The sequence below is a fragment of the Bacillus sp. JKS001846 genome (genome assembly GCF_900176455.1).
Classification (GTDB): Bacteria; Bacillota; Bacilli; order Bacillales; family Bacillaceae_G; genus Bacillus_A; species Bacillus_A cereus.
The window spans coordinates 14,304-33,224 of sequence record NZ_FWYG01000002.1; the positions used below are offsets into that span (position 1 = coordinate 14,304).

Here is an 18,921-nt window from a genome sequence, read left to right on the forward strand (position 1 = left end):
GAATACTCAAGAATACATGTCCTCCTAATTTGAAATAATAAAAGCACTCTTTCGAGTGCCTAATTACGACTAACACCTAATTTTGATTCTACTTCAGTTAAGTTGGCTACAGCATTGATTAACTTTTTATCAGAAAGTTGGATTGATTTTTGAGCTTCTTCCATTCTTCCTTTAAATGGAGCGACTCCTTTAATCCCTTGAGTTACAGCTCTTCCAGCATTACTTCTATAGTTAGTTGCTAGTCCAAACTCCACTCTAAATTTCTCAATCTTTTCTTTTAATGCAGGATCAGTTAACTTTGAGCTGCTTTTAAATTCTGTATTTTTCTTGGAAAGTGCATCATATCGATTTGTAATTGATTCCATTTTCTCTTTTAAAGCGTTCTTGTCAAGAGATTCAGGGTCTTTGCTTGCTTCTCCCCAAATAGGTCTCCAATCTTGATTCCAAATTTCATCATATTCCTTTATCATTTCATCAATAGTAGGCTTAACTTCATTTTCGTATGTAGATTTATCAGTATTTACAACTGATTTTGGTTCTTCTTTTTTCTTAGATTCCTCTTGTTGTTTCGTTTGTTCTTCTTTCTGTTTTTGTTCCTCTTCTTTTTTACGATTTTCTTCTATTTTTTTTTGCTCATCAGCTTTCTGTTGTTCTTCTTTTTTCATTTCTGTGTTAGCGGTTTTAGCTTCATTTTTACTAATTTCTTCTTTTGGAGAAAGCGAGTAAAAAATCATCATTAGTACAAAGCATGCTACTCCTGAAATGAAATACTTCTTTTTACTTTGGTTTTTCTTAGAAGCTTTAGCCATTAATACAAAAGAAACGACTGTAGCTATAAAGAACAGGGCCATTAATATTTGCATGTAATTACCTCTTTCGATTATTAAAATGTAAGATTTCTCTTCTCATATTAGCAAACAGATTATTTGTATATTGTCATATTTTGTCGAAAGAAAGTAAAAAAGCACTCATAAGAGTGCTTTTTCATAAATCTAAGGTTTTTTACTAGATTTTTAATCTCCTTTATTTCGTTCACAAGCTACACCAGCGCCATCACGATCTAAATGCGAAGCATAAGCTGGGCTATCTAGAGTTAGAGCATAGTAACCTGCAGTATTTGCATCTGTGTAGTTTGCAAAGTGAACCTTCTCTTGTTTAGGTGCAGCTTGTTGCTGAGATGCTGTGTTAGCTGCAGCTTTTTAGGAAGAGATGATGGGCTTCCCAATCAGATGGACAGAATTAGAAGCTTAGGTAATGCAGTTGTACCTCAGCAAATTTATCCGATATTTGCAGCAATAGCAAAGATAGAAAGGGGAAATTGAAATGTGCGTATGTGAAGGAACGGGAGTAAATAAGAACGATATGGGGAATGGCTGCTATCAATTTGCACCATGTATTTGCGAAACAGGGAGCCGCAGCCCTGAAGAAGTGGATAGAAGACGTCATGCCCTTATGGCGGAGTTAAGAGAAATTCATCAATTACAACTGGAGGGGAAATGGGATGCCACGACTTGGAACGGATTTGGAAAAGGAGATTTACACAATGGCGTTGCAGCAAGGAAAGTACATGAAGAAGTCGCGTCGTAACTTATATATTGCTTTAGAAGAGTTGGACTTAGTGTTTGATGAAAGCGAAGTGATTCGATTAAGAGAAATGTGGGATGAGGATAAAGATATTCTTGAAATAGCAAAAGAGTTAGGAAGGCATCAACTAGAAATTGCTGCATTAATTATGGATCAGGCAGATAAGAACAAAATCAAATCGCGTCCAATGGGGTAAGGGGCATGAAACAACTAACACTGGAGGATGTAGTCGGAAGTTTTGATTATACTGCAACAAGTACCGTGGATAAATTCTTGAAGCGTAATAGCGTTATGACGTACTCAGTAGAGTTTTACGATAAAGATGAGAAGTGGAAGCTTCGTTGGTTGAGGCAAAGTCCGAAGGCGAAGCGATAGAAATGGCTAAAAAGAAATACGGAAAGATACAGATTATAACCACGTATATTTCCGATAGAACCTTAGAAGAGATAATGAATTTGGATTAGGAGACATAGCGTTATGACGTATCTAAAGGTCAGAAACTCATTTGATTGAACGAGGCAACTGTAGGCGTCATAGCGTCAGTAGAAACATTGGGACTTTCGGAATCAGAAAGGAGAAATATGGGATTCGGATTTACTGGCTATGGGTACTAAATAAAAAAGCTAGGGTTTCCCCTAGCAAAGAGTTATGTCGTACAGAAAGGTACAAACTTAATGTTTGCAATTTCATTATATAACGTTTCTGGGGTGGAAGGATTGACTCATAGCAATCTTTACGTAACTTTTACATGCGCTTGAAGTATTTGATAACACAGACATGGATTTATTAGAAATTGAAATTATTAAAGGAATTTATGGATATGTAAATTTTAAAAAATACTTATTGGAATAAAAAAATAGTCCTTACTATTACGTAAGAACCCCATAACCGAAGAAAAAAAGTCGTATGTGAAACCAAGTGGGAATCACAATAATATTTTAAAATCTAAATATATAGTTGTCTATACATCAAAACAAACAACATAGTTATTTAAACGAAGGAGCCCTAGATTTAGGGATCTAGGGCTTCTTGTGTTGGTATAACTCACACAATGTTATGAAAAGAAAAGAACTTACTGAAGATAACATATGAATGTTTCGTAAATGTATCAAAAAAGTGAACAAAATAGTTATTTTAATCGGAAATAGCAGGTAATTGACCAAATCACCTGCCATGTGTCTAAACAGTCCGGAGGGGTAAAGCTCCGATTTAAAAGAGTGTAGTCATGGGAAGTTGACTTGAGGATAGTATGTGTAATGTAAAAAAGGTTATTCGTAAAGAGGCATGAAAAAAAGGGGACCCCTATAAGCGATGAAACATAATACTAAAACATATGCTTGCCTCATTTAAGGGTGTGAGGAATATAACAAAATAGTTATTTTATGATGGATAAATAAAAGAATCCGTTTGTTATAAACGGATTCTTCCCACAAGGTTTGCAAAAAATTCAAGGTAACTAGACCGGAGCACTTATTGAATTTCTTGTGATAATACTGTATGCAAAGGAATCAATAAGGTTAAAGAAATTTAAACAAAATCCTTATTTAACAACAAATAAAAAGAGCGCTAATCGAGAGCGCTCCTTATACCTAATTATAACGAAAGTGACGAACTCACATTATACAGAAAGGCACTATTATTGTATGTCAAAGTATGAGATAAGTGAATGGATTTAGATAAAATCGTTATCTAAATAAAAGAAACCCCGATTATCCACAGGGCTTCTAAGGGTATGTGTCAAGTAATGACGTACTCGACTAATTAACCATATCATGAATTTTTTGGTAAAAATACTGGTAAATGTGTCCAAATAAGCAGGGCATCAATTTGAATAAAAAACGCTATTTTAGTAGAAAACGTTGAAAAAGGACCCGGAAAAGGGGTAGGGGTCCTTTTTAATGGAACAATAGAATTTTATAGGATTACCAATATGTTACCATAAGAGGAAAATTATTTCCAGGATGTAGATATTGAGAAAACTTTATATAAAAACTTCATTTTAATAGAAAACGGGGGTGATTAATTGAGAGTTGATAAAACTTTTTCAGAACTATGGCATTTACATTTGAGAGGAAATTTAAACACCGAATTAATGACCACAGAAGAATATGAAGAAAACGAAAAAGAAGTTAAAGATATATCTTTGATGGCTATAAACACAATTAAAAAGCTACAAAGAAGAATAAGTGAACTTGAATTAGAAAACAATCAACTAAAAGGTATAAATAAGTTTTCTTAATAAAAATTTCATTTTGTTTTATTTTAAAACCAAAAAAGAGCACTTAGTAAAGTGCTCTCGTGACGAACCTCATTTTATAACGACTATTTTATAAAGAAAGGAACTCAGAATATTATATGTGAGTCCAGTTAATTGAGTGCTTCTTACAAATAAAGAGCAGCTAGCAAAAGCTAACTGCTAGGTTCTCCAAGGGGGAACAAGGAGAAAATCTGATGTCATATACAGTATTGACGGAATATTGAATTTTATTCACGAGAGATTATATTCTGAAATTTGAATTATGATAGTTGATATTCTCCATATTGACCAGAAAAGAACTAAAAGTTCTAGTGAAATTCCAAGGGTTCTTTTCTTAGTTTTTTGAGATTCTTTTATCAAATAGCCAACAGCACTAATTGCTATAAGAATGAAAAGAATAAGTTCGAGTGTAACTGGCATTCTATCTACTCCTTAAAATAAGTTTGTATATAACGATTATAAGATATTTTTGATGATTGGTAGTAGAAAATTCAACAAAATAATTCTTTTAAGAGAAAGTGAAGAATAACATTGGGACAAGGTAACCGTGGAAGGGCATTTGAAATGCTTATCAATTTAGCGAATGAAATGTATCAAAGAGGGGGAGTGGCGCTTATTAACAAACGTCCGACTCCTGTGAAGGTGTTAAAGAGCAAAGGCGGCCGTGTACTAAATGGATTCTATGAAGCAAAGAGCACAGTAGACTATGACGGTGTATATAAGGGGAGAGCTGTAGCATTTGAAGCGAAGTCTACAGAGAAAGATACACGTTTTGATTTAAAGAACATTGCGCAGCATCAATTGGATTACCTGGAGAAAGCGGAGAAGATGGGAGCGATATGTTTTTTTCTTATTGAGTTTAGTAAGGATAAGTCAGTATTCGCAGTGCCACTATCAGTTATTCAATCTTATGTAAAGATGTCTCATCAACCAAAGGGCAAGAAGTCTATACCGAGAGCAGACTTTGATATTTATTATCATTTTAGCCAAGAAGACTCCTTCCTCAAGGAATGCGAAGTGAGTAGGTGGGAGATGAATTGGCTTCGGACAAGAGATGGCAGGAAGCCATCTTAATTGTTCGATATACATAAAGTGTTACTTCACTATCTATCGAATGTATGTTTGTTGTATAATAGACACATGCCGAAATGGAGGTGAAATGAATGATGATTAATAAAGCATATAAATTTCGTATCTATCCAAATAAAACACAAGCAACCCTAATTAATAAAACAATTGGCTGTTCTCGTTTTGTATTCAATCATTTCCTATCTCTATGGGATAACGCATACAAAGAGACGGGGAAAGGTTTGACATATGGTACATGCTCTGCCAAACTCCCTGCCATAAAAAAAGAATTTGTTTGGCTCAAAGAAGTGGATAGTATTGCGATTCAGTCGTCTGTTCGCAACCTTGCGGATGCTTATACACGCTTTTTCAAAAAACAAACTAGTGCCCCGCGTTTCAAATCTAAGAAAAACAACGTACAATCTTACACCACAAAACAAACAAATGAAAACATTGCTGTCGTAGGAAACAAAATAAAATTGCCAAAACTAGGTCTTGTTCGATTTGCCAAAAGTCGTGAAGTACAAGGACGTATTTTAAATGCTACGGTTAGACGCAACCCTTCTGGTAGATACTTTGTGTCATTGTTAGTTGAAACAGAAGTGCAAGAACTTCCGAAAACACATTCTTACATTGGGATAGATGTAGGACTAAAAGATTTCGCCATTTTGTCAGATGGAACACCCTATGAAAATCCGAAGTTTTTCCGATCATTAGAAGATAAGTTGGCGAAAGCACAGCGTGTTCTTTCTAGAAGAATGAAAGGATCTTCTCGCTGGAATAAACAACGAGTAAAAGTAGCTAGAATTCATGAATACATATCAAATGCTAGAAAAGATTACTTAGACAAAATCTCAACTGAAATCATCAAAAGCCACGATGTTATCGGTATAGAGGATTTGCAAGTATCGAATATGTTAAAGAATCATAAGTTAGCAAAAGCAATTAGTGAAGTATCTTGGTCACAGTTTCGAACCATGTTGGAATATAAAGCAAAATGGTATGGCAAACAAGTCATTGTCGTATCGAAAACATTTGCTTCTAGCCAATTATGTTCTTGTTGTGGATATCAAAACAAAGACGTTAAAAATCTGAACCTACGTAAATGGGATTGCCCTTCTTGCCGTACACACCATGATAGGGATATTAACGCAAGTATCAATCTAAAGAATGAAGCGATAAGGCTTCTAACCGCAAGGACTGCGGGGTTAGCCTAATCAATTAGAGTTCGATAGAACTCTTTACTTAGGAATCCCTCACTTCTAAACGAAGTGAAAGTGGGGGTAGTTCAAAAGTTTTGTGAGAGTTGAAAAATAGTATAATATCTCTTTCAATGTACATATTAAGAAAAGTTTTTAATATCATACATAAAAGGCGGGATAATATGAGTGAAAATAAGAAAAATGAAGAGTTGAATAAGATAAAGAAGTATTACTTTAATGAGGACAATCAACCAGTAGCTGGTATAGAGTTAATTTTGCCACCGGATATAGGAATCATGTTAGACCCGAAATCAGTTAATGATGAAAGTAGAGATATTGATAATGAATAAGTTTAATTTAAGCATCCATTCGGGTGCTTTTTTCTTTGTTGTATAGAAATTACACATTAAGTCCCTTTAATACATGACTTAGGCATAGTCGGGAATGAGTATCATATTATATAATGACACTGAACGGTTTCCAACATGTTCCCCTATATTTTTTCAAGAGAGAGCACTTATTGGGGGAGTGCTCTCTTTCGTTTGCACATAAGGAGGCTTTCATCATACAATATCGAATCAATGCCAACCAACTTATTCCTTTTCCGAGAGCTATATATATTCCGCTATAAAGCTCTTTTAGGTTGCGCCATTAGAAATGGCAAGGCATTGTCGTATATTTTATACTCAGAAGCTTAGGACACTTTATAGTGTTCTTTTTTTATTGAACAAAATGTACATTTGGATTAAAGGATTCTATATAAATAGGTAGAATCTAATTATTTGGTTTACATTTTAATCTGAGGGGTACAAATTCGATGCGACGTGAAAAGGATTTGTTGAAGCAATGGAAGGCGGATTTGCAAGCTGTTCAAGAAGAGAAAAGGCTGAAGAAGAAGGCTAAGAAAAAGAAAAAGAATAAGAAATATAACATTCCGGGTAAGACAGCTGACTTCATGGATGGCAAGAATATTTATCGTAAAGAGAATGGGGTATGGAAGCAAAGAAATAAATAATGTGAGGATAAATGATTTTGATTAAGTGTATAGCAATTATCGTAGGCGCTGCTGTGATCTGGGTGGCGTCTTGTTTGCTGTTAAGGAAAGATAAGGCGTGAGATAGACTTGCAAATTGAAATATTATCAGTTTGAAACATAGGCTAGTAAACAAACTATTTCTACCTTTTAATCATAGAATATGATGAATTCTATTTTTAGAGGAGGGAATCATATCTATGGGATGGGATAATAATTTTGGACATTCTCGAGATTGTAATAGATTTTGGGATGATTTAGTCTTTTGCGGTTGCGGCCGTAGACGAAGAAGAAACGATTTTAACGACTGTCATTGTAGACGTGACTGCGATTGTGATGAGTGTCGTCGTAGACGTAATCATGAACGCGATCGTGATCATGATGATCATCGAGATTGGTAAAGTCTTTTGAAAGAGTGCATGTCTTAATCGCACTCTTTTTTTATTATGTTTTTATTAGGACTTATTAAACCTAAGGATACAGTTTCAATTTGATTGAACATCTACCAAAACAAACGAAAAGGTGCATCAATTTTGTGAAAGAGAACCTGCAAACCTGCAGATTCTCTTGATAATGATTTATGAAGTAAGACCCGAAAATATAATACAATAATTCAAAAATGAGTTCAAGAGTATTTGGTGATTTAAGCCGCTTTATAATCTTTGTTTTTAAGCTTTTTTCTAATATCCATAAATCCTATAATCATTATCGCCATGCATATTAACTTAAGCCAACGAACCTCCTGGTGGTACATTAGCCCAGAAAAAAATTCATAGGCATATAACAAACCGACAATTGGAAATAGCCAAGTCATAAATTTCAAATCTTTTAGATGAAACTTATAATTATTAATCTTTTTCCACATATGTATCAACTCCTATTATTATGAGGTCCTGTAGTTTTTCTTGATGATATCTTTTATGTTGATAATTAAGGATATAAGGAATCCAACAGCTAGGATACCGTTTAACCAATAATATGTATTTCCTGATGAAAACTTATTATAAAAGGAGATGACATTATAATATACTAGGAGCACTGAAAAGACAGTAGAGAGTACTAACATACCAAAACTTTTCATGATGTTCATCTCGATTCAAAATTTTAGAACTTATTTACAATTTTACATTCAAATAATCGGATTTACAAGAAGAGGAATAAAAAAACCCGTTGGAGTACGGGTTCTTTCAGAAGTGATGATGTATTCTCGGCTAGGGAACTGAGAAAAACACAAAAATATAATACATCGAGATTTAGAGAATTTCAATATTAAATTCAATATTATCGAGGAGGGAATTATATCATTTGATGAAGAAACCAAGGTAGCGTTAAAGCGTATGAATTTTTTAAAAAAAGAGCTGGATATTTTAAGGACACATAAAATTATTGAAATTTTTGTATGAATTCATTAATATGGAATTATATTTATTGTTTATTTGATTCCGTTTATTCCCACACTTTATGTGTTGTGGTTGAGTTGTAGAAGCAAGTTGCGTCTTGTTTCAATTGTGAAAGGGCTTCTTTGAGCCGATTAGTGTATATATAGCTTATTTTGCTATGTACATTTTTAATCGACTTGAAGAAGCCCTTTTTGTGTTGTTTTCAAGTCAGTTTGATTGGTAGAACCCATTATTACACGGGGCAAAAATTATTATTTAGGGGGATTTTTTTATGAATATCAGTTATGAAGTATCTTTATTTTGTTCTGCGCATCCAGATGAACTTATTCCAAGTTTACGTGCATTACGAATGAGAGTTACAAAAGAAGGAGCATTTTGGGAACGAGATTGTTATCAGTTTTCCGTTAAACCATCAAACTTGTCACAGCGAAAAGCAAAACAAGCAGGGGAAATCTATTTGTATCATGTTCATTTTAATGGATGTGTACGGGATTTCCTTTTTTTATTGGAAAGATGTTTTAGAGGGACGAGTTTTCGCTTTACTGCTATCCGTGGCTTTTTAGATGTAGAAGGTTATTCACTTAAGAAATGGAAACCAATTCTACGTAACCAACATATAAACTCTGCAGATGTAGATTGTATTTTCAAGAAAGATGATCTTGTAATGATTGTGCATCACCATGGAGGTTTAGAAGTGGCTAAGCGTGCGGAGAAAGGTGAACAATTAAAAAAAGTAAACTTTCTAGAGGTAGATAGCTGGTTACAAGCACTAAATCCGACAAAAGAGGATCTATTCTCTTTAACAGGTGTGAGTGTATCGTAATGAGTGATTTACATAACTATATGGAAGTGTACAAACAGAGGGAATGACAGAAATCCGTAGTGCAAAATGACTATGAATTTCTGTCTTTTATTTTATTCAGGAGGATTTTAGTATGAATTTATTTGAACTTTTTGGTTTAGAGGTAGGAGAAGACATAATGGTACAAGATGTGAGAACAGATAAACAAGTTCGTAATCGATACAGTTATGATGTAGGTGAGAAATTAGTGGGAGCAAAGAAAGAGATACGAGCTTTAAAAGAATCATTTTTAGTATCATTTTCTTTAGAAATTTTAGCTGAAATTGAAAAAGAATCTCCAGTAGAGGCGCTAAATGCATTGGATCGAAATACATTGATTCCATTCTCTTTTGAACATGAAAAAGAAAATGATGTCCCGCCACATGTTGCAAAGTTAAAGCAGTTGCTAGTGGGCAGAATTAATAAGAAGCCAATTGTAGATACACCGACTGCAAGGAAACTATATGTTCAAGCATGTAGAAGAATATGGCATGATATCCAGTCGGTACATACCTCAGAACAATGGGTAGATCTTGTGGTCTCTTATGGAATGGAAATGAACAATGGTTGGTCTGCATTTAGAAAAAATAAGAATGTAACATTCACATTTAAAAGAATGGTAGAGGAATATTTTGATGAGTTTGTTGATGCAGATGGTATGGAATTATTAATATTAGGTAAGAAATTCATATCACTTTGCACAAATTCAAAAAGTATTAATTCTACGTACCTTCGTGTATCACATGAACTAACATGGAATGATTTACTTACGAAAAAGGTTACGACTCGTAAGAAATCCGCAGCTGCTTGGAGTAGGAAACTGCCGGATACCCTGCAAAGAAAAGGGCCAGAAGTAGAAATTGCTACCAAACCTGAAGACGTAGTTGCTATGTTTGGGTTGAAGGGGATGCAATTTGGTCATTATTGCACAGAACAATATGCAAAAGAGCATATTGGGCATGTATCTGAAGCATTGCATGATTTAGCTCGCATATTAGGGATTCCACCTGAGTATATAGGGTTAAGAGGACGCTTAGGACTTGCGATCGGTGCGAGAGGAAGCGGCAATGCATTAGCACATTATGAACCTTCTACCAAAGTCATTAATTTAACTCGCGATAATGGAGTCGGGGCATTGTGTCATGAATGGGGACATGCATTGGATCATTTCTTATATGATTGTAGTCATGATTTTCAAAATGGCAGTCTTGCTTTCTTATCAAGTGGGAAGAGTATTGGGAATATCTTGCCTGCTATTATCAAGGAAAAGATGCAAGCTGTGTTAGATACTTGTAAACAAGGGAAAGTGGCCAGAGTAATCAACGTGGAAAATGCCTACAGTAGAAAGTGGTATTTCTTTGGTGGTGTTATCGATAGTTATGATGTGTTTAAAGGAAATATTTCAAATATTTTAGAATCACATCATGCTAGTTTGTGTAGGAAGCTTGATATTTTATCAGGAGCACCAAAGGCGCGTATGGAGCGTAAAATTGAAAAAGAATTTGAGAAAACCGCACAAATGTTAGCTGCATATCATTATAAAAAAACAGGCGAAAAACTTAGTGAAATACCCTATCAAGTGAAAGGGTCTGTATACTTTGATACAGCCATTAAGTTAGATAAGAAGAGAACTAAAAAGTATTGGTCTACAAATCATGAGATGTTTGCTAGAGCATTTGAAGCATATGTAGAATCAGCTTTGCTAAATCAAGAACATAGAAACGATTATTTAGTTTGTGATACATATTCTTTTGTATATCCGTTAGGAGAACAAAGAGAACATCTAAATAGAGGTATAAAGAGTTTAATGGAAGTAGCTGTTCCATATATAATAAATAGTATATAAGGAGTGGGAAATGATGAATTATAACATACAAAAAGGACAATTTCGTTTAACAACTGCACATCCAAGAGGAAGTTGGTGGGAATTTTATCGTGTTCCATGCCCAATCTGTAATGGTATTGGAAACTGTATGCTGCATGTTTCACAGGAGAAAGTAGCATGTACCCGTGTGGAAAGTAAGTGGGTATACGGTAAAAATTCAAGTAATCCAAGTTACATCCATTATCTAAATGGTAAGAAGCAATACAAATTACCAGCTGTAGATGTGGTAAAGGGACATAGTAAGCGTAGTAATGAAGAATTAGATGTATTTAATCGTAATTTAATCGAATTTTTGCCGTTAGAGGAGAATCACCATATACATTTACTGCAAGAGAGAAAAATGACTGAAGAAGAAGTACAGGTACGTCAATATCGTTCTTTTTTAAAGCAACAAATTGTTTTGGAAGATGATAATACGTACACAACCATTTGGGAAAAGTTATTTAAACAAATTGGCAAAAAAGATTGTTGGAAGGGGATACCTGGCTTTTATGAAATGCAGAAAGGACAACTTTCTCTTCGTTTAATGGCAGGTTTTCCAGGAGTTATGATTCCGTTCCGAAACCAATATAATCAAATTGTTGGTTGGCAAGTACGTGTAGATGAAGTAAAGAACTCTGTTCATGTGAAATCTGGACCTACAGGTATACAAGCTGAACTAGTCCAACAGCCTAATGTTGTGAAAATAACGAAAAATGGTGATTGTATCTATGAAGGAAAACTAGAAATAGGGAAAAATAAAGAGTTATTAATCGGCGGGGAAAAAGTTGTTGTAAAGATACATAAAGGTCAAAAATACTTATGGATCTCTTCAGCAAACAAAAATGAAGGAACCGGTGCGGGAGGTAGTGAAAATCCACTCCCTGTACATGTAGCGGTACCAAGCTCACATTTGAAACATTGGAAGTCTGGTACGCTGCACAAAACAAAATCAGTAATGATTACAGAAGGGCCGATGAAGGCAGATTTGATTGCCGATTTACTTCCTCAAAGACTAAATAGAGAAGAACTAGCTAAAGTAGGGTCATCAGTTCTTGCGATTCCAGGTGTAAATGCATGGAGAATCGTTATGCCAGTATTAAAAGATATGGGCGTAGAAAATGTATATTTAGCATTTGATGCCGACTTAGTAGAGAATGAAAAAGTAAGAGCTGCTTTAATTGCTTTTGCAACAGAGTTAAAGAAAGTGGGCTATAACGTAATTATTGCAGCATGGAACCCAGCACAAGGGAAAGGTCTGGATGATGCGATGCAAGCTTCTTTCAAACCAGTTTTCCGCACAATATAATAAATCGTAACAATTTAACTAGGGGATTTTATATAAAAGAAAGGTGTGTGTTAAGTATATGGATATTATGCAACAATTAATGGACGTAGATAAAAAAGCTAGGGAACAAGAAAGACTGGAACTCATTCAACGATTTTACAATGAAGGAGTTTCTATCACGACAATTGCAAATGCGACAAATATGTGTGAAGAGGATATTTCTTATATAGTAAGTAACTAGTATCCATATTTGATGAGATGAATAGAGGAGAAAAAGATAGAATATAATTCTATCTTTTTTTATGCTCTTAAATACAATTTTAAAACGAGAAAGGTAGAGGGAGAATATGAGTGTATATGTAAAAAAGAATCTAGTAAATTTACGAGTTGATTATGCTTTTAAACGTTTGTTTGGAGTAGAAGGAAATGAAGATATATTAATTGGGTTTCTTAACGCGGTACTACAATCATCTATTGATGAAGAAATTACATCTTTGCACTTAGATGATCCGCATCTTCCAAGAGAGCAGAAGGATGATAAACTGTCTATTTTAGATTTGCGAGCTACGCTAAATAGTGGTATAAAAATTAATATAGAGATTCAAGTTCGAGACAAAAAAGATATGATAGAGCGTTCTTTGTTCTATTGGTCAGGTATGTATTATTCTCAAATGACTCAAGGGATGAAATATACAGAATTAAGACCAACCATTTGTATTAATATAGTGGATTTCATTCTATTTCCAGAGGAGCAGGAGTTTCATAATGTTAATACAGTGATGAATAAAAAATCTAAACGTATCATTACCGAAAATATGCAGTTGCATTTTCTTGAAATCCCAAAAGTGATTCAAGAATGGCAGGGAAAACGAATGGATCCGTGGGAAGATTCTTTAGCGCGTTGGTTACTATTATTTCCTGCGCATGAGGATGAGAGATTAACAACAATCCTGGAGGCGATAGCAATGGAAAAAGATCCAGTTTTTAAAAAAGCGATAGAGGATTGGGAGCGTTTAAGTAGCGATAAGGATTTTTTACGCTTATATTGGGCTAGAGAAAAAGAAATAAAAGATAGAATATCTGAAATAGAAACAGCAGAAGAAAAAGGTGCAAAAGAAGCCAAAATACAACTAATTCAAAACATGATTAAAGTAGGTGTACCTTTAGAGAAAGTTGCAGAGGCTGCTGAATTAAGTGTCGAAGAGGTTAATGAGATTTTAAGAAATAAAAAATAGATATAAATGAAAAAAACAGGTAATTGTGATTAAACATGATTACCTGTTTTTTGATTTAATGAAAGTAAGTGAATATATGTTAAGGTAGGGGGAATAGTTATGAAAGTGACAAGAGAGAATATTAAATGAAGTGTGTAATTTTTACACACTTATTTATAATGTTATTAAAAAAATATAAAGAATATAAGGGGAAGTTATTTGTATTATGAAAAAGAAAAAAGAAGCATATTATGTACATGTGTATACGCTTAGAGACAAAAGTACAAAATCGATAAAAATAGAACCATGGCGCTCATTGAAAGAAGAAATGCAAGTTTATCAAGACCTAAATCCAAAAAATACTTAAAATATCACGATCCTAACATATTGTATATGACTAATATGTTAGGATCATTTATTTTGGGTAATGAGTTTTGAAACTAAATTTGAATAGTATTTTTCTCAATCTGGATAGAAATAAGTAAAATACCATAAACGGTCGTTTTTGGTACTATTATTTATGCATCCGGCGAGAAAATTCGTATCATACAATTAATTCAGAATTTAAATAAAATATAATAAAATGTTAAACTGAAAAGGTAGAATAATTATTAGAGAGGTGTTTATTTTGAAGCTAAAAGAAATAGCAAATCTATTTTTGGTTAAAAAGACCGTTGGGGACATGGATACAGAAATTACAGGTTTACAAATGGATTCTAGAAAGATAGAAAAAGGAAATTTATTTATATGTGTATCAAGTATTAAAGGGTTTCTTGAGGATAGGCATCATTTTGCGGAAGATGCAGTGAAAAACGGAGCGGTAGCATTAATTGTAGAAAGAGACGTAAACATCGATGTTCCTAAAATATTTGTTAAGAATGCACGATATGCTATGGCTGTTGTTGCCTCGCACTTTTATGGATACCCATCTGATGAAATGAAACTAATTGGAATTACAGGAACAAACGGTAAGACAACAACTTCGTATTTGCTTGAGAAAATTTTGACTGACTATGGACTTCAAACAGGTCTCATGGGGAATAACGGAATAAAAATTGGTACAGAATTGTATCCCACTGATATAAACACTCAAGAGCCGCCAATTCTTCAGCGAAATTTACGAGCAATGAAAGATCATCAGACAGAGTATTGTGTTATGGAAGTTACATCACAAGGTTTAGATATGGGTAGAGTTATGGGGTGCAATTTTAAAACTGCTGTTTTTACAAACTTAACTCAAGATCATTTAGATTATCACGGAACATTTGAAGAGTATAAGTATACAAAAGGTCTTTTTTTCTCAAGACTTGGGAATGAATTTTCTCCCATAGATAAAAAATTTGCTGTTCTTAATGCAGATGATCAGTCAGTAGATTATTTTCAAAAGTTAACTTCCGCTGAAGTTATTACATACGGAATAAATAATGTAGCTGATGTTAAAGCAAAGAATATAGCTTTAAGTCCAAAAGGTATTCGATTTTTAGTTTCTTCTTTTAATGGGGAATTAGAAATTAATCTCAACTTAGTTGGACGATTTAATGTTTATAATGCGTTGGCAGCAATAACAACTTCATTGATTGAAGGCATTCCACTTGAGGATATTAGCAATAGCCTATCTAGTATAAAAAGCGTCGAAGGTAGAATGGAGATCGTGGATGAGGGCCAGGATTTTCTCTTATTAGTTGATTATGCTCATACACCTGATGCATTAGAAAATGTACTTTCTACAATAAGTGAATTTTCAAAAGGAAAAATTATCACTGTTTTTGGCTGTGGAGGAGATAGAGACTCAAAAAAACGACCTGTAATGGGGGAAATTGCTTGTAGATACAGTGATTTTGTATTTGTAACCTCTGATAATCCGCGTTCTGAAGATCCTTTGACAATTATTAAAGATATTGAAAAAGGTATGTTGAAATTTAACAATTCAAAGTATAAATTAGAGGTTAATCGTGAAGAGGCTATAAATAAAGCTATACAAATGGCTTCATCCAATGACATTGTTCTCATTGCAGGTAAAGGTCATGAAACTTATCAAATTTTAAAGGATAAAACAATACATTTTGATGATAAAGAAAAAGCCCAAAAAGCTATTTTAAATAACAAATAATTCATGAACATAATTTAACTAACAATATATAAAGTTTAATATATACTATAACAAAGCTGATTATTCCTTTGATACAGGAAAACAGCTTTTTTCCTGTGAAAAATCGCTTAGCGTACGAAATTCGCGTTTTGTTGGTGCTACCCCATCGCTATCAAGCTAAAATTTTATAGTACCCCCAGAACGAAATTTTGTACTAACTTGCAACAAAAAAGCTTATTTTTTTGTTTTGGGTTATTTGCTTTTCTCAGCTTGATGGTGATGTATGGTGACCCCTAGTATGGTGATTTTTATTAACGCTAAAATAACTTTTAAAATACGTAAATATGTTTATGTGAGTCAATAAATTTAATAAAATCTTAAAAAATTTTTTAGATAAAATTTCTTTTTTCTTTCTATATTTATTCTATAATTTATGCATAAATATGAAAAATGCTTTTAAAAGATCCACAATTTTCTGTAGTGTTTATATCGGAAGTTTAAAGAAAAGTAAACAAAATATATTTACTTCACTCACTACACTAGTATAGTCATCTATATTAATAACAAAAGCTATAATTTACAAGGAAAACACCTTATGAGTAAGAGAATAAACGAATTAGAATCATATGAGGACTAGCGGCTATAACAGTTGTATTTGGACATTTTTGTTTAATGGTACCATAATTTGGAGATGCAAATTTTCTTGTTTTGGGTATTTGCTTTTCTTGGCTTGATTGTGATGGGGTCTTACCCCTTTTTAGTAGACAAAAAGAAAAAGACTAAGTTATCAGTGTGTTTTGATATTCAATTGAGGCACACTGGTTTAATTTTTTTGTAACTATGGAACAAATTTATTACTTAGATTGTCTATTAATTGTAATCCTAAAAATATAGTCGAACAGTAATAATGGGGTGATTTCTGCTAAAAGTAATGTGATAAGAACAATATTTAAAGTTAGATTACCTAAAAAAAAAGAGTTCAAAAATTTAAAGTTTACCCTACTTTTTATTTTAATAGTTCCTTCTACCCTATGCGTATATATGTACAATTCTCCCACTACACTAGTATAGTGGCCTTTATTAACAGTAAAATCTACAATTTACAAGGAGAAGACTTTATGAGTAAGAGAATAAAAGAGTTAGATTCTATACGGGGATTAGCAGCTATTACAGTGGTAATCGGACATTTTTGTTTGATGCTACCATCATTGCCTAATTCTATAAAACTATCGCCTCTTAGGTTTTTATGGGCTGGTGGAGAAGCTGTAATCATTTTTTATGTACTCAGTGGTTTTGTGCTATCTATGGCACTCTATCATTCAAAAACAAATTATTGGGGATATTTAATTAAGAGATTTGTACGAATCTATATCCCTTATTATTTCTGGATATTTATCACCTTTGCTTTATTTATTTTATTTTCATCATATGAAGTTACAGGACTTCGAGATTGGTTCTATGATAAGTGGCAAGGGCCAATAACAAAATTAGATATTATCAATCACTTTGTACTTCTTAATAACTTTTTTACGGATAATTATAATCCGGTTATCTGGTCATTAGCTCAAGAAATGCGTATATCTATCGTGTTTCCCTTGTTATTCCTTCTATTTTATAAACAGAGTTGGAAGAAAACGATACTGTTTGCTATGAGCTTTTCTTTAATTGGTATTTTCCTTAATATGTTGCATATTGGGAAAGCTGAGGGATTTTATAATGGTTATGCCGATACACTGCATTTCACATCTATGTTTATGGTCGGAATGTTACTTTTTAAGCATCAGGAAAAACTTACCCACTTATATAGAAATATGAAAAATTTAAAAAGAAATCTTCTTATCACACTAGGAAGCTTTTTATATGTATACTCTACTGGAATTTTGCTGATTTCTCGTAGTGATACTGCTTTCCTATTAAAGGATTGGGGTGTCGTAATTGGTGTTAGTATACTGATTATAATGGCCATGAATAATCTAAAGGTAAAAGAAATTTTAAATAAGAGTGTATTTGTATACTTAGGAGAAATTTCATATAGTATCTATTTATGTCATTTTCCAATCATGATGGTACTATTTAAACTTTTGTATACAAAAATACCTATCCTTTTCCTTCTTATCTTATGTATTACAATGACAATACTTTGTTCTATAGTATCGTATCATTTAATTGAAAAGAAATGTATCAATTGGGCAAAACAAAGAACAAAAAATTTCAAAAAAAAAGTGTAATACTTGTAGGAGGAAGGAAACGATTCAAAAAATAAGCCGCCTTGAAAAATCCACAATTCAGGCGGTTGTTTTTTCTTTAAATTCCTATATTAAACTTTACACCTAAAAAAATAATTTTGAGTCCAAAAAGGTACGGATTTTTTATAGGAGGAGGAGTAATGTATGAAGCATACGATTAAAACACGATTTATTATATTATTCTTTATTAGTATTTTAGGTTTAGGAACCATGTCTGTAATATTTTATGTTAAGCATAAAACCAATATTCAAAGAAATAAAGCGATTGCTACCGAACAACGTTTATTGCAATATGAGCTAACCGTGAAAAGAGAATTAGAAAAATATAATTTAGAAGGTAAAACAGCAGTTTTATTAGGAATTATGTACCAAGAGAGTAGAGGTGAGGGAAACGACCCTATGCAGTCTTCTGAATCACTGGGATTAAAGCCAAATGAAATTCAAGAGACAAGCTTGAGCATTAGACAAGGGGTCAAACACTTTGCTCAAATGTACAAATATGGAACGGAAAAAGATGTTAGCATGGAGACAATTATTCAAAGCTATAATATGGGACCAGGGTATATTGATTTTATTGCGAGTCAAGAAGTTAAACAACACTCGGAAGATTCGGCCAAAAATTTTTCTAAGATGAAAGTTGATCAAAATCCAGAGATGTACACTTGTGGTGGAAATAAAAAAAATTTTAGGTATCCATATTGTTATGGTGATTTCACATATGCAACAAGGGTGAATGAAAAAGCAAAGCTTATTGAAGAACTTCTCCGAAAAAATCCAAAGAGTAATTCAGAAAAATTATAATGTAAGAATTTTAAGATTCGTGTGAGGTATTTAT

20 protein-coding genes and 5 pseudogenes are annotated in these 18,921 nt (G+C 33.2%); 20 read left to right on the forward strand and 5 right to left on the reverse strand.

Translation table 11 applies throughout. From position 1 onward, the window contains the following. Positions 1-59: 59 nt before the first annotated feature. Both B9A45_RS28955 and B9A45_RS28960 read right to left on the reverse strand, forming a co-directional pair. Positions 60-665 (reverse strand): ribonuclease, encoded by a 606-nt coding sequence (locus B9A45_RS28955; protein WP_256891744.1) that lies wholly within the window; start codon positions 663-665, stop codon positions 60-62. 348 nt (positions 666-1,013) lie between these two features. Further along, positions 1,014-1,199 (reverse strand): annotated as a pseudogene (locus B9A45_RS28960) (excalibur calcium-binding domain-containing protein); the annotation flags it as partial. A 3-nt stretch (positions 1,200-1,202) separates the two neighbouring features. On the opposite strand from B9A45_RS28960, the pseudogene B9A45_RS32980 reads away from it, so the two are divergent. The 5 genes and pseudogenes from B9A45_RS32980 to B9A45_RS28990 all read left to right on the forward strand — a co-directional run. Further along, a pseudogene (locus B9A45_RS32980) lies at positions 1,203-1,322 on the forward strand (DNA (cytosine-5-)-methyltransferase); the annotation flags it as partial. A gap of 1 nt (position 1,323) precedes the next feature. Beyond that, entirely contained in the window at positions 1,324-1,587 is a 264-nt protein-coding gene (locus B9A45_RS28970) for a hypothetical protein (RefSeq protein WP_084065644.1), read from the forward strand. Beyond that, positions 1,502-1,780: a helix-turn-helix domain containing protein gene (locus tag B9A45_RS28975; protein WP_084065645.1), complete on the forward strand. Its 279-nt coding sequence runs from the start codon at positions 1,502-1,504 to the stop codon at positions 1,778-1,780. Before B9A45_RS28970 ends, B9A45_RS28975 begins: the two co-directional genes overlap by 86 nt. A 5-nt stretch (positions 1,781-1,785) precedes the next feature. After that, positions 1,786-2,048, forward strand: a pseudogene (locus B9A45_RS28980) (hypothetical protein). Positions 2,049-3,607: 1,559 nt separating this feature from the next. Continuing rightward, positions 3,608-3,823, forward strand: coding sequence for a hypothetical protein (locus B9A45_RS28990; protein ID WP_061139907.1), 216 nt, complete (start codon positions 3,608-3,610; stop codon positions 3,821-3,823). A gap of 249 nt (positions 3,824-4,072) precedes the next feature. Here the strand turns inward: B9A45_RS28990 and B9A45_RS28995 are convergent, their stop codons facing one another. Then, complete coding sequence (locus B9A45_RS28995; RefSeq protein WP_001145518.1) at positions 4,073-4,261, reverse strand: hypothetical protein; 189 nt, start codon at positions 4,259-4,261, stop codon at positions 4,073-4,075. Between the two features lie 111 nt (positions 4,262-4,372). Between B9A45_RS28995 and B9A45_RS29000 the strand changes: the two are divergent. From B9A45_RS29000 to B9A45_RS29020, 5 genes and pseudogenes are all read left to right on the forward strand, one after another. After that, positions 4,373-4,816, forward strand: a pseudogene (locus tag B9A45_RS29000) (Holliday junction resolvase RecU); the annotation flags it as partial. 188 nt (positions 4,817-5,004) lie between these two features. Next, on the forward strand, positions 5,005-6,126 hold the full coding sequence (gene tnpB / locus B9A45_RS29005; protein ID WP_084065647.1) for an IS200/IS605 family element RNA-guided endonuclease TnpB: 1,122 nt from the start codon (positions 5,005-5,007) through the stop codon (positions 6,124-6,126). A 167-nt stretch (positions 6,127-6,293) separates the two neighbouring features. Then, a complete protein-coding gene (locus B9A45_RS32400) occupies positions 6,294-6,461 on the forward strand; it encodes a hypothetical protein (protein ID WP_001293569.1) in 168 nt (55 codons plus the stop codon). Positions 6,462-6,928: 467 nt separating this feature from the next. Then, positions 6,929-7,126: a hypothetical protein gene (locus tag B9A45_RS29015; RefSeq protein WP_061654772.1), complete on the forward strand. Its 198-nt coding sequence runs from the start codon at positions 6,929-6,931 to the stop codon at positions 7,124-7,126. Between the two features lie 218 nt (positions 7,127-7,344). Further along, on the forward strand, positions 7,345-7,545 hold the full coding sequence (locus B9A45_RS29020; protein WP_080450850.1) for a hypothetical protein: 201 nt from the start codon (positions 7,345-7,347) through the stop codon (positions 7,543-7,545). A 242-nt stretch (positions 7,546-7,787) separates the two neighbouring features. Here the strand turns inward: B9A45_RS29020 and B9A45_RS29025 are convergent, their stop codons facing one another. Together B9A45_RS29025 and B9A45_RS29030 are read right to left on the reverse strand one after the other, a co-directional pair. Next, a complete protein-coding gene (locus tag B9A45_RS29025; protein WP_071741337.1) occupies positions 7,788-8,009 on the reverse strand; it encodes a hypothetical protein in 222 nt (73 codons plus the stop codon). An 18-nt stretch (positions 8,010-8,027) separates the two neighbouring features. Beyond that, the gene (locus B9A45_RS29030) at positions 8,028-8,225 is read right to left on the reverse strand and encodes a hypothetical protein (RefSeq protein ID WP_071741338.1); all 198 of its coding nucleotides are present in this window, start codon (positions 8,223-8,225) and stop codon (positions 8,028-8,030) included. Between the two features lie 590 nt (positions 8,226-8,815). On the opposite strand from B9A45_RS29030, the gene B9A45_RS29035 reads away from it, so the two are divergent. The 10 genes and pseudogenes from B9A45_RS29035 (at position 8,816) to B9A45_RS29065 (ending at position 18,887) form a co-directional block, all read left to right on the forward strand. Further along, a complete protein-coding gene (locus tag B9A45_RS29035; protein WP_084065648.1) occupies positions 8,816-9,367 on the forward strand; it encodes a hypothetical protein in 552 nt (183 codons plus the stop codon). 112 nt (positions 9,368-9,479) lie between these two features. After that, entirely contained in the window at positions 9,480-11,231 is a 1,752-nt protein-coding gene (locus tag B9A45_RS29040; protein WP_084065649.1) for an LPD1 domain-containing protein, read from the forward strand. A 13-nt stretch (positions 11,232-11,244) separates the two neighbouring features. Beyond that, a complete protein-coding gene (locus tag B9A45_RS29045) occupies positions 11,245-12,558 on the forward strand; it encodes a DUF3854 domain-containing protein (protein ID WP_084065650.1) in 1,314 nt (437 codons plus the stop codon). Between the two features lie 58 nt (positions 12,559-12,616). Next, complete coding sequence (locus tag B9A45_RS32405) at positions 12,617-12,778, forward strand: hypothetical protein (RefSeq protein ID WP_179135416.1); 162 nt, start codon at positions 12,617-12,619, stop codon at positions 12,776-12,778. A gap of 106 nt (positions 12,779-12,884) precedes the next feature. Beyond that, positions 12,885-13,772, forward strand: a complete 888-nt coding sequence (locus tag B9A45_RS29050) for an Rpn family recombination-promoting nuclease/putative transposase (RefSeq protein ID WP_084065651.1) — start codon at positions 12,885-12,887, stop codon at positions 13,770-13,772. A 205-nt stretch (positions 13,773-13,977) separates the two neighbouring features. Continuing rightward, positions 13,978-14,118, forward strand: coding sequence for a hypothetical protein (locus tag B9A45_RS32410; protein ID WP_179135417.1), 141 nt, complete (start codon positions 13,978-13,980; stop codon positions 14,116-14,118). 261 nt (positions 14,119-14,379) lie between these two features. Continuing rightward, positions 14,380-15,861, forward strand: coding sequence for a UDP-N-acetylmuramoyl-L-alanyl-D-glutamate--2,6-diaminopimelate ligase (locus B9A45_RS29055; protein WP_084065652.1), 1,482 nt, complete (start codon positions 14,380-14,382; stop codon positions 15,859-15,861). Positions 15,862-16,396: 535 nt separating this feature from the next. Then, positions 16,397-16,521, forward strand: a pseudogene (locus B9A45_RS32985) (acyltransferase); the annotation flags it as partial. Positions 16,522-16,958: 437 nt separating this feature from the next. Next, positions 16,959-18,068 (forward strand): acyltransferase family protein, encoded by a 1,110-nt coding sequence (locus B9A45_RS29060; RefSeq protein WP_142263106.1) that lies wholly within the window; start codon positions 16,959-16,961, stop codon positions 18,066-18,068. 162 nt (positions 18,069-18,230) lie between these two features. Beyond that, positions 18,231-18,887 carry a lysozyme family protein gene (locus B9A45_RS29065; RefSeq protein WP_084065653.1) on the forward strand — a complete coding sequence of 219 codons (657 nt, stop codon included), beginning with the start codon at positions 18,231-18,233 and terminating at the stop codon, positions 18,885-18,887. Positions 18,888-18,921 lie beyond the last annotated feature (34 nt).

Excerpts from the sequence above, each read along its gene's own strand:
- B9A45_RS29050 (WP_084065651.1), top strand. The coding sequence starts at position 12,885 with ATGAGTGTATATGTAAAAAAGAATCTAGTAAATTTACGAGTTGATTAT.
- B9A45_RS32405 (WP_179135416.1), top strand. The coding sequence starts at position 12,617 with ATGGATATTATGCAACAATTAATGGACGTAGATAAAAAAGCTAGGGAA.
- B9A45_RS29065 (WP_084065653.1), top strand. The coding sequence starts at position 18,231 with ATGAAGCATACGATTAAAACACGATTTATTATATTATTCTTTATTAGT.
- B9A45_RS28975 (WP_084065645.1), top strand. The coding sequence starts at position 1,502 with ATGCCACGACTTGGAACGGATTTGGAAAAGGAGATTTACACAATGGCG.
- B9A45_RS28955 (WP_256891744.1), bottom strand. The coding sequence starts at position 665 with ATGAAAAAAGAAGAACAACAGAAAGCTGATGAGCAAAAAAAAATAGAA.
- B9A45_RS32400 (WP_001293569.1), top strand. The coding sequence starts at position 6,294 with ATGAGTGAAAATAAGAAAAATGAAGAGTTGAATAAGATAAAGAAGTAT.
- B9A45_RS29020 (WP_080450850.1), top strand. The coding sequence starts at position 7,345 with ATGGGATGGGATAATAATTTTGGACATTCTCGAGATTGTAATAGATTT.
- B9A45_RS29030 (WP_071741338.1), bottom strand. The coding sequence starts at position 8,225 with ATGAAAAGTTTTGGTATGTTAGTACTCTCTACTGTCTTTTCAGTGCTC.
- B9A45_RS29015 (WP_061654772.1), top strand. The coding sequence starts at position 6,929 with ATGCGACGTGAAAAGGATTTGTTGAAGCAATGGAAGGCGGATTTGCAA.
- B9A45_RS32410 (WP_179135417.1), top strand. The coding sequence starts at position 13,978 with ATGAAAAAGAAAAAAGAAGCATATTATGTACATGTGTATACGCTTAGA.
- tnpB (WP_084065647.1), top strand. The coding sequence starts at position 5,005 with ATGATGATTAATAAAGCATATAAATTTCGTATCTATCCAAATAAAACA.
- B9A45_RS29045 (WP_084065650.1), top strand. The coding sequence starts at position 11,245 with ATGAATTATAACATACAAAAAGGACAATTTCGTTTAACAACTGCACAT.
- B9A45_RS29060 (WP_142263106.1), top strand. The coding sequence starts at position 16,959 with ATGAGTAAGAGAATAAAAGAGTTAGATTCTATACGGGGATTAGCAGCT.
- B9A45_RS28995 (WP_001145518.1), bottom strand. The coding sequence starts at position 4,261 with ATGCCAGTTACACTCGAACTTATTCTTTTCATTCTTATAGCAATTAGT.
- B9A45_RS29040 (WP_084065649.1), top strand. The coding sequence starts at position 9,480 with ATGAATTTATTTGAACTTTTTGGTTTAGAGGTAGGAGAAGACATAATG.
- B9A45_RS29025 (WP_071741337.1), bottom strand. The coding sequence starts at position 8,009 with ATGTGGAAAAAGATTAATAATTATAAGTTTCATCTAAAAGATTTGAAA.
- B9A45_RS28970 (WP_084065644.1), top strand. The coding sequence starts at position 1,324 with ATGTGCGTATGTGAAGGAACGGGAGTAAATAAGAACGATATGGGGAAT.
- B9A45_RS29035 (WP_084065648.1), top strand. The coding sequence starts at position 8,816 with ATGAATATCAGTTATGAAGTATCTTTATTTTGTTCTGCGCATCCAGAT.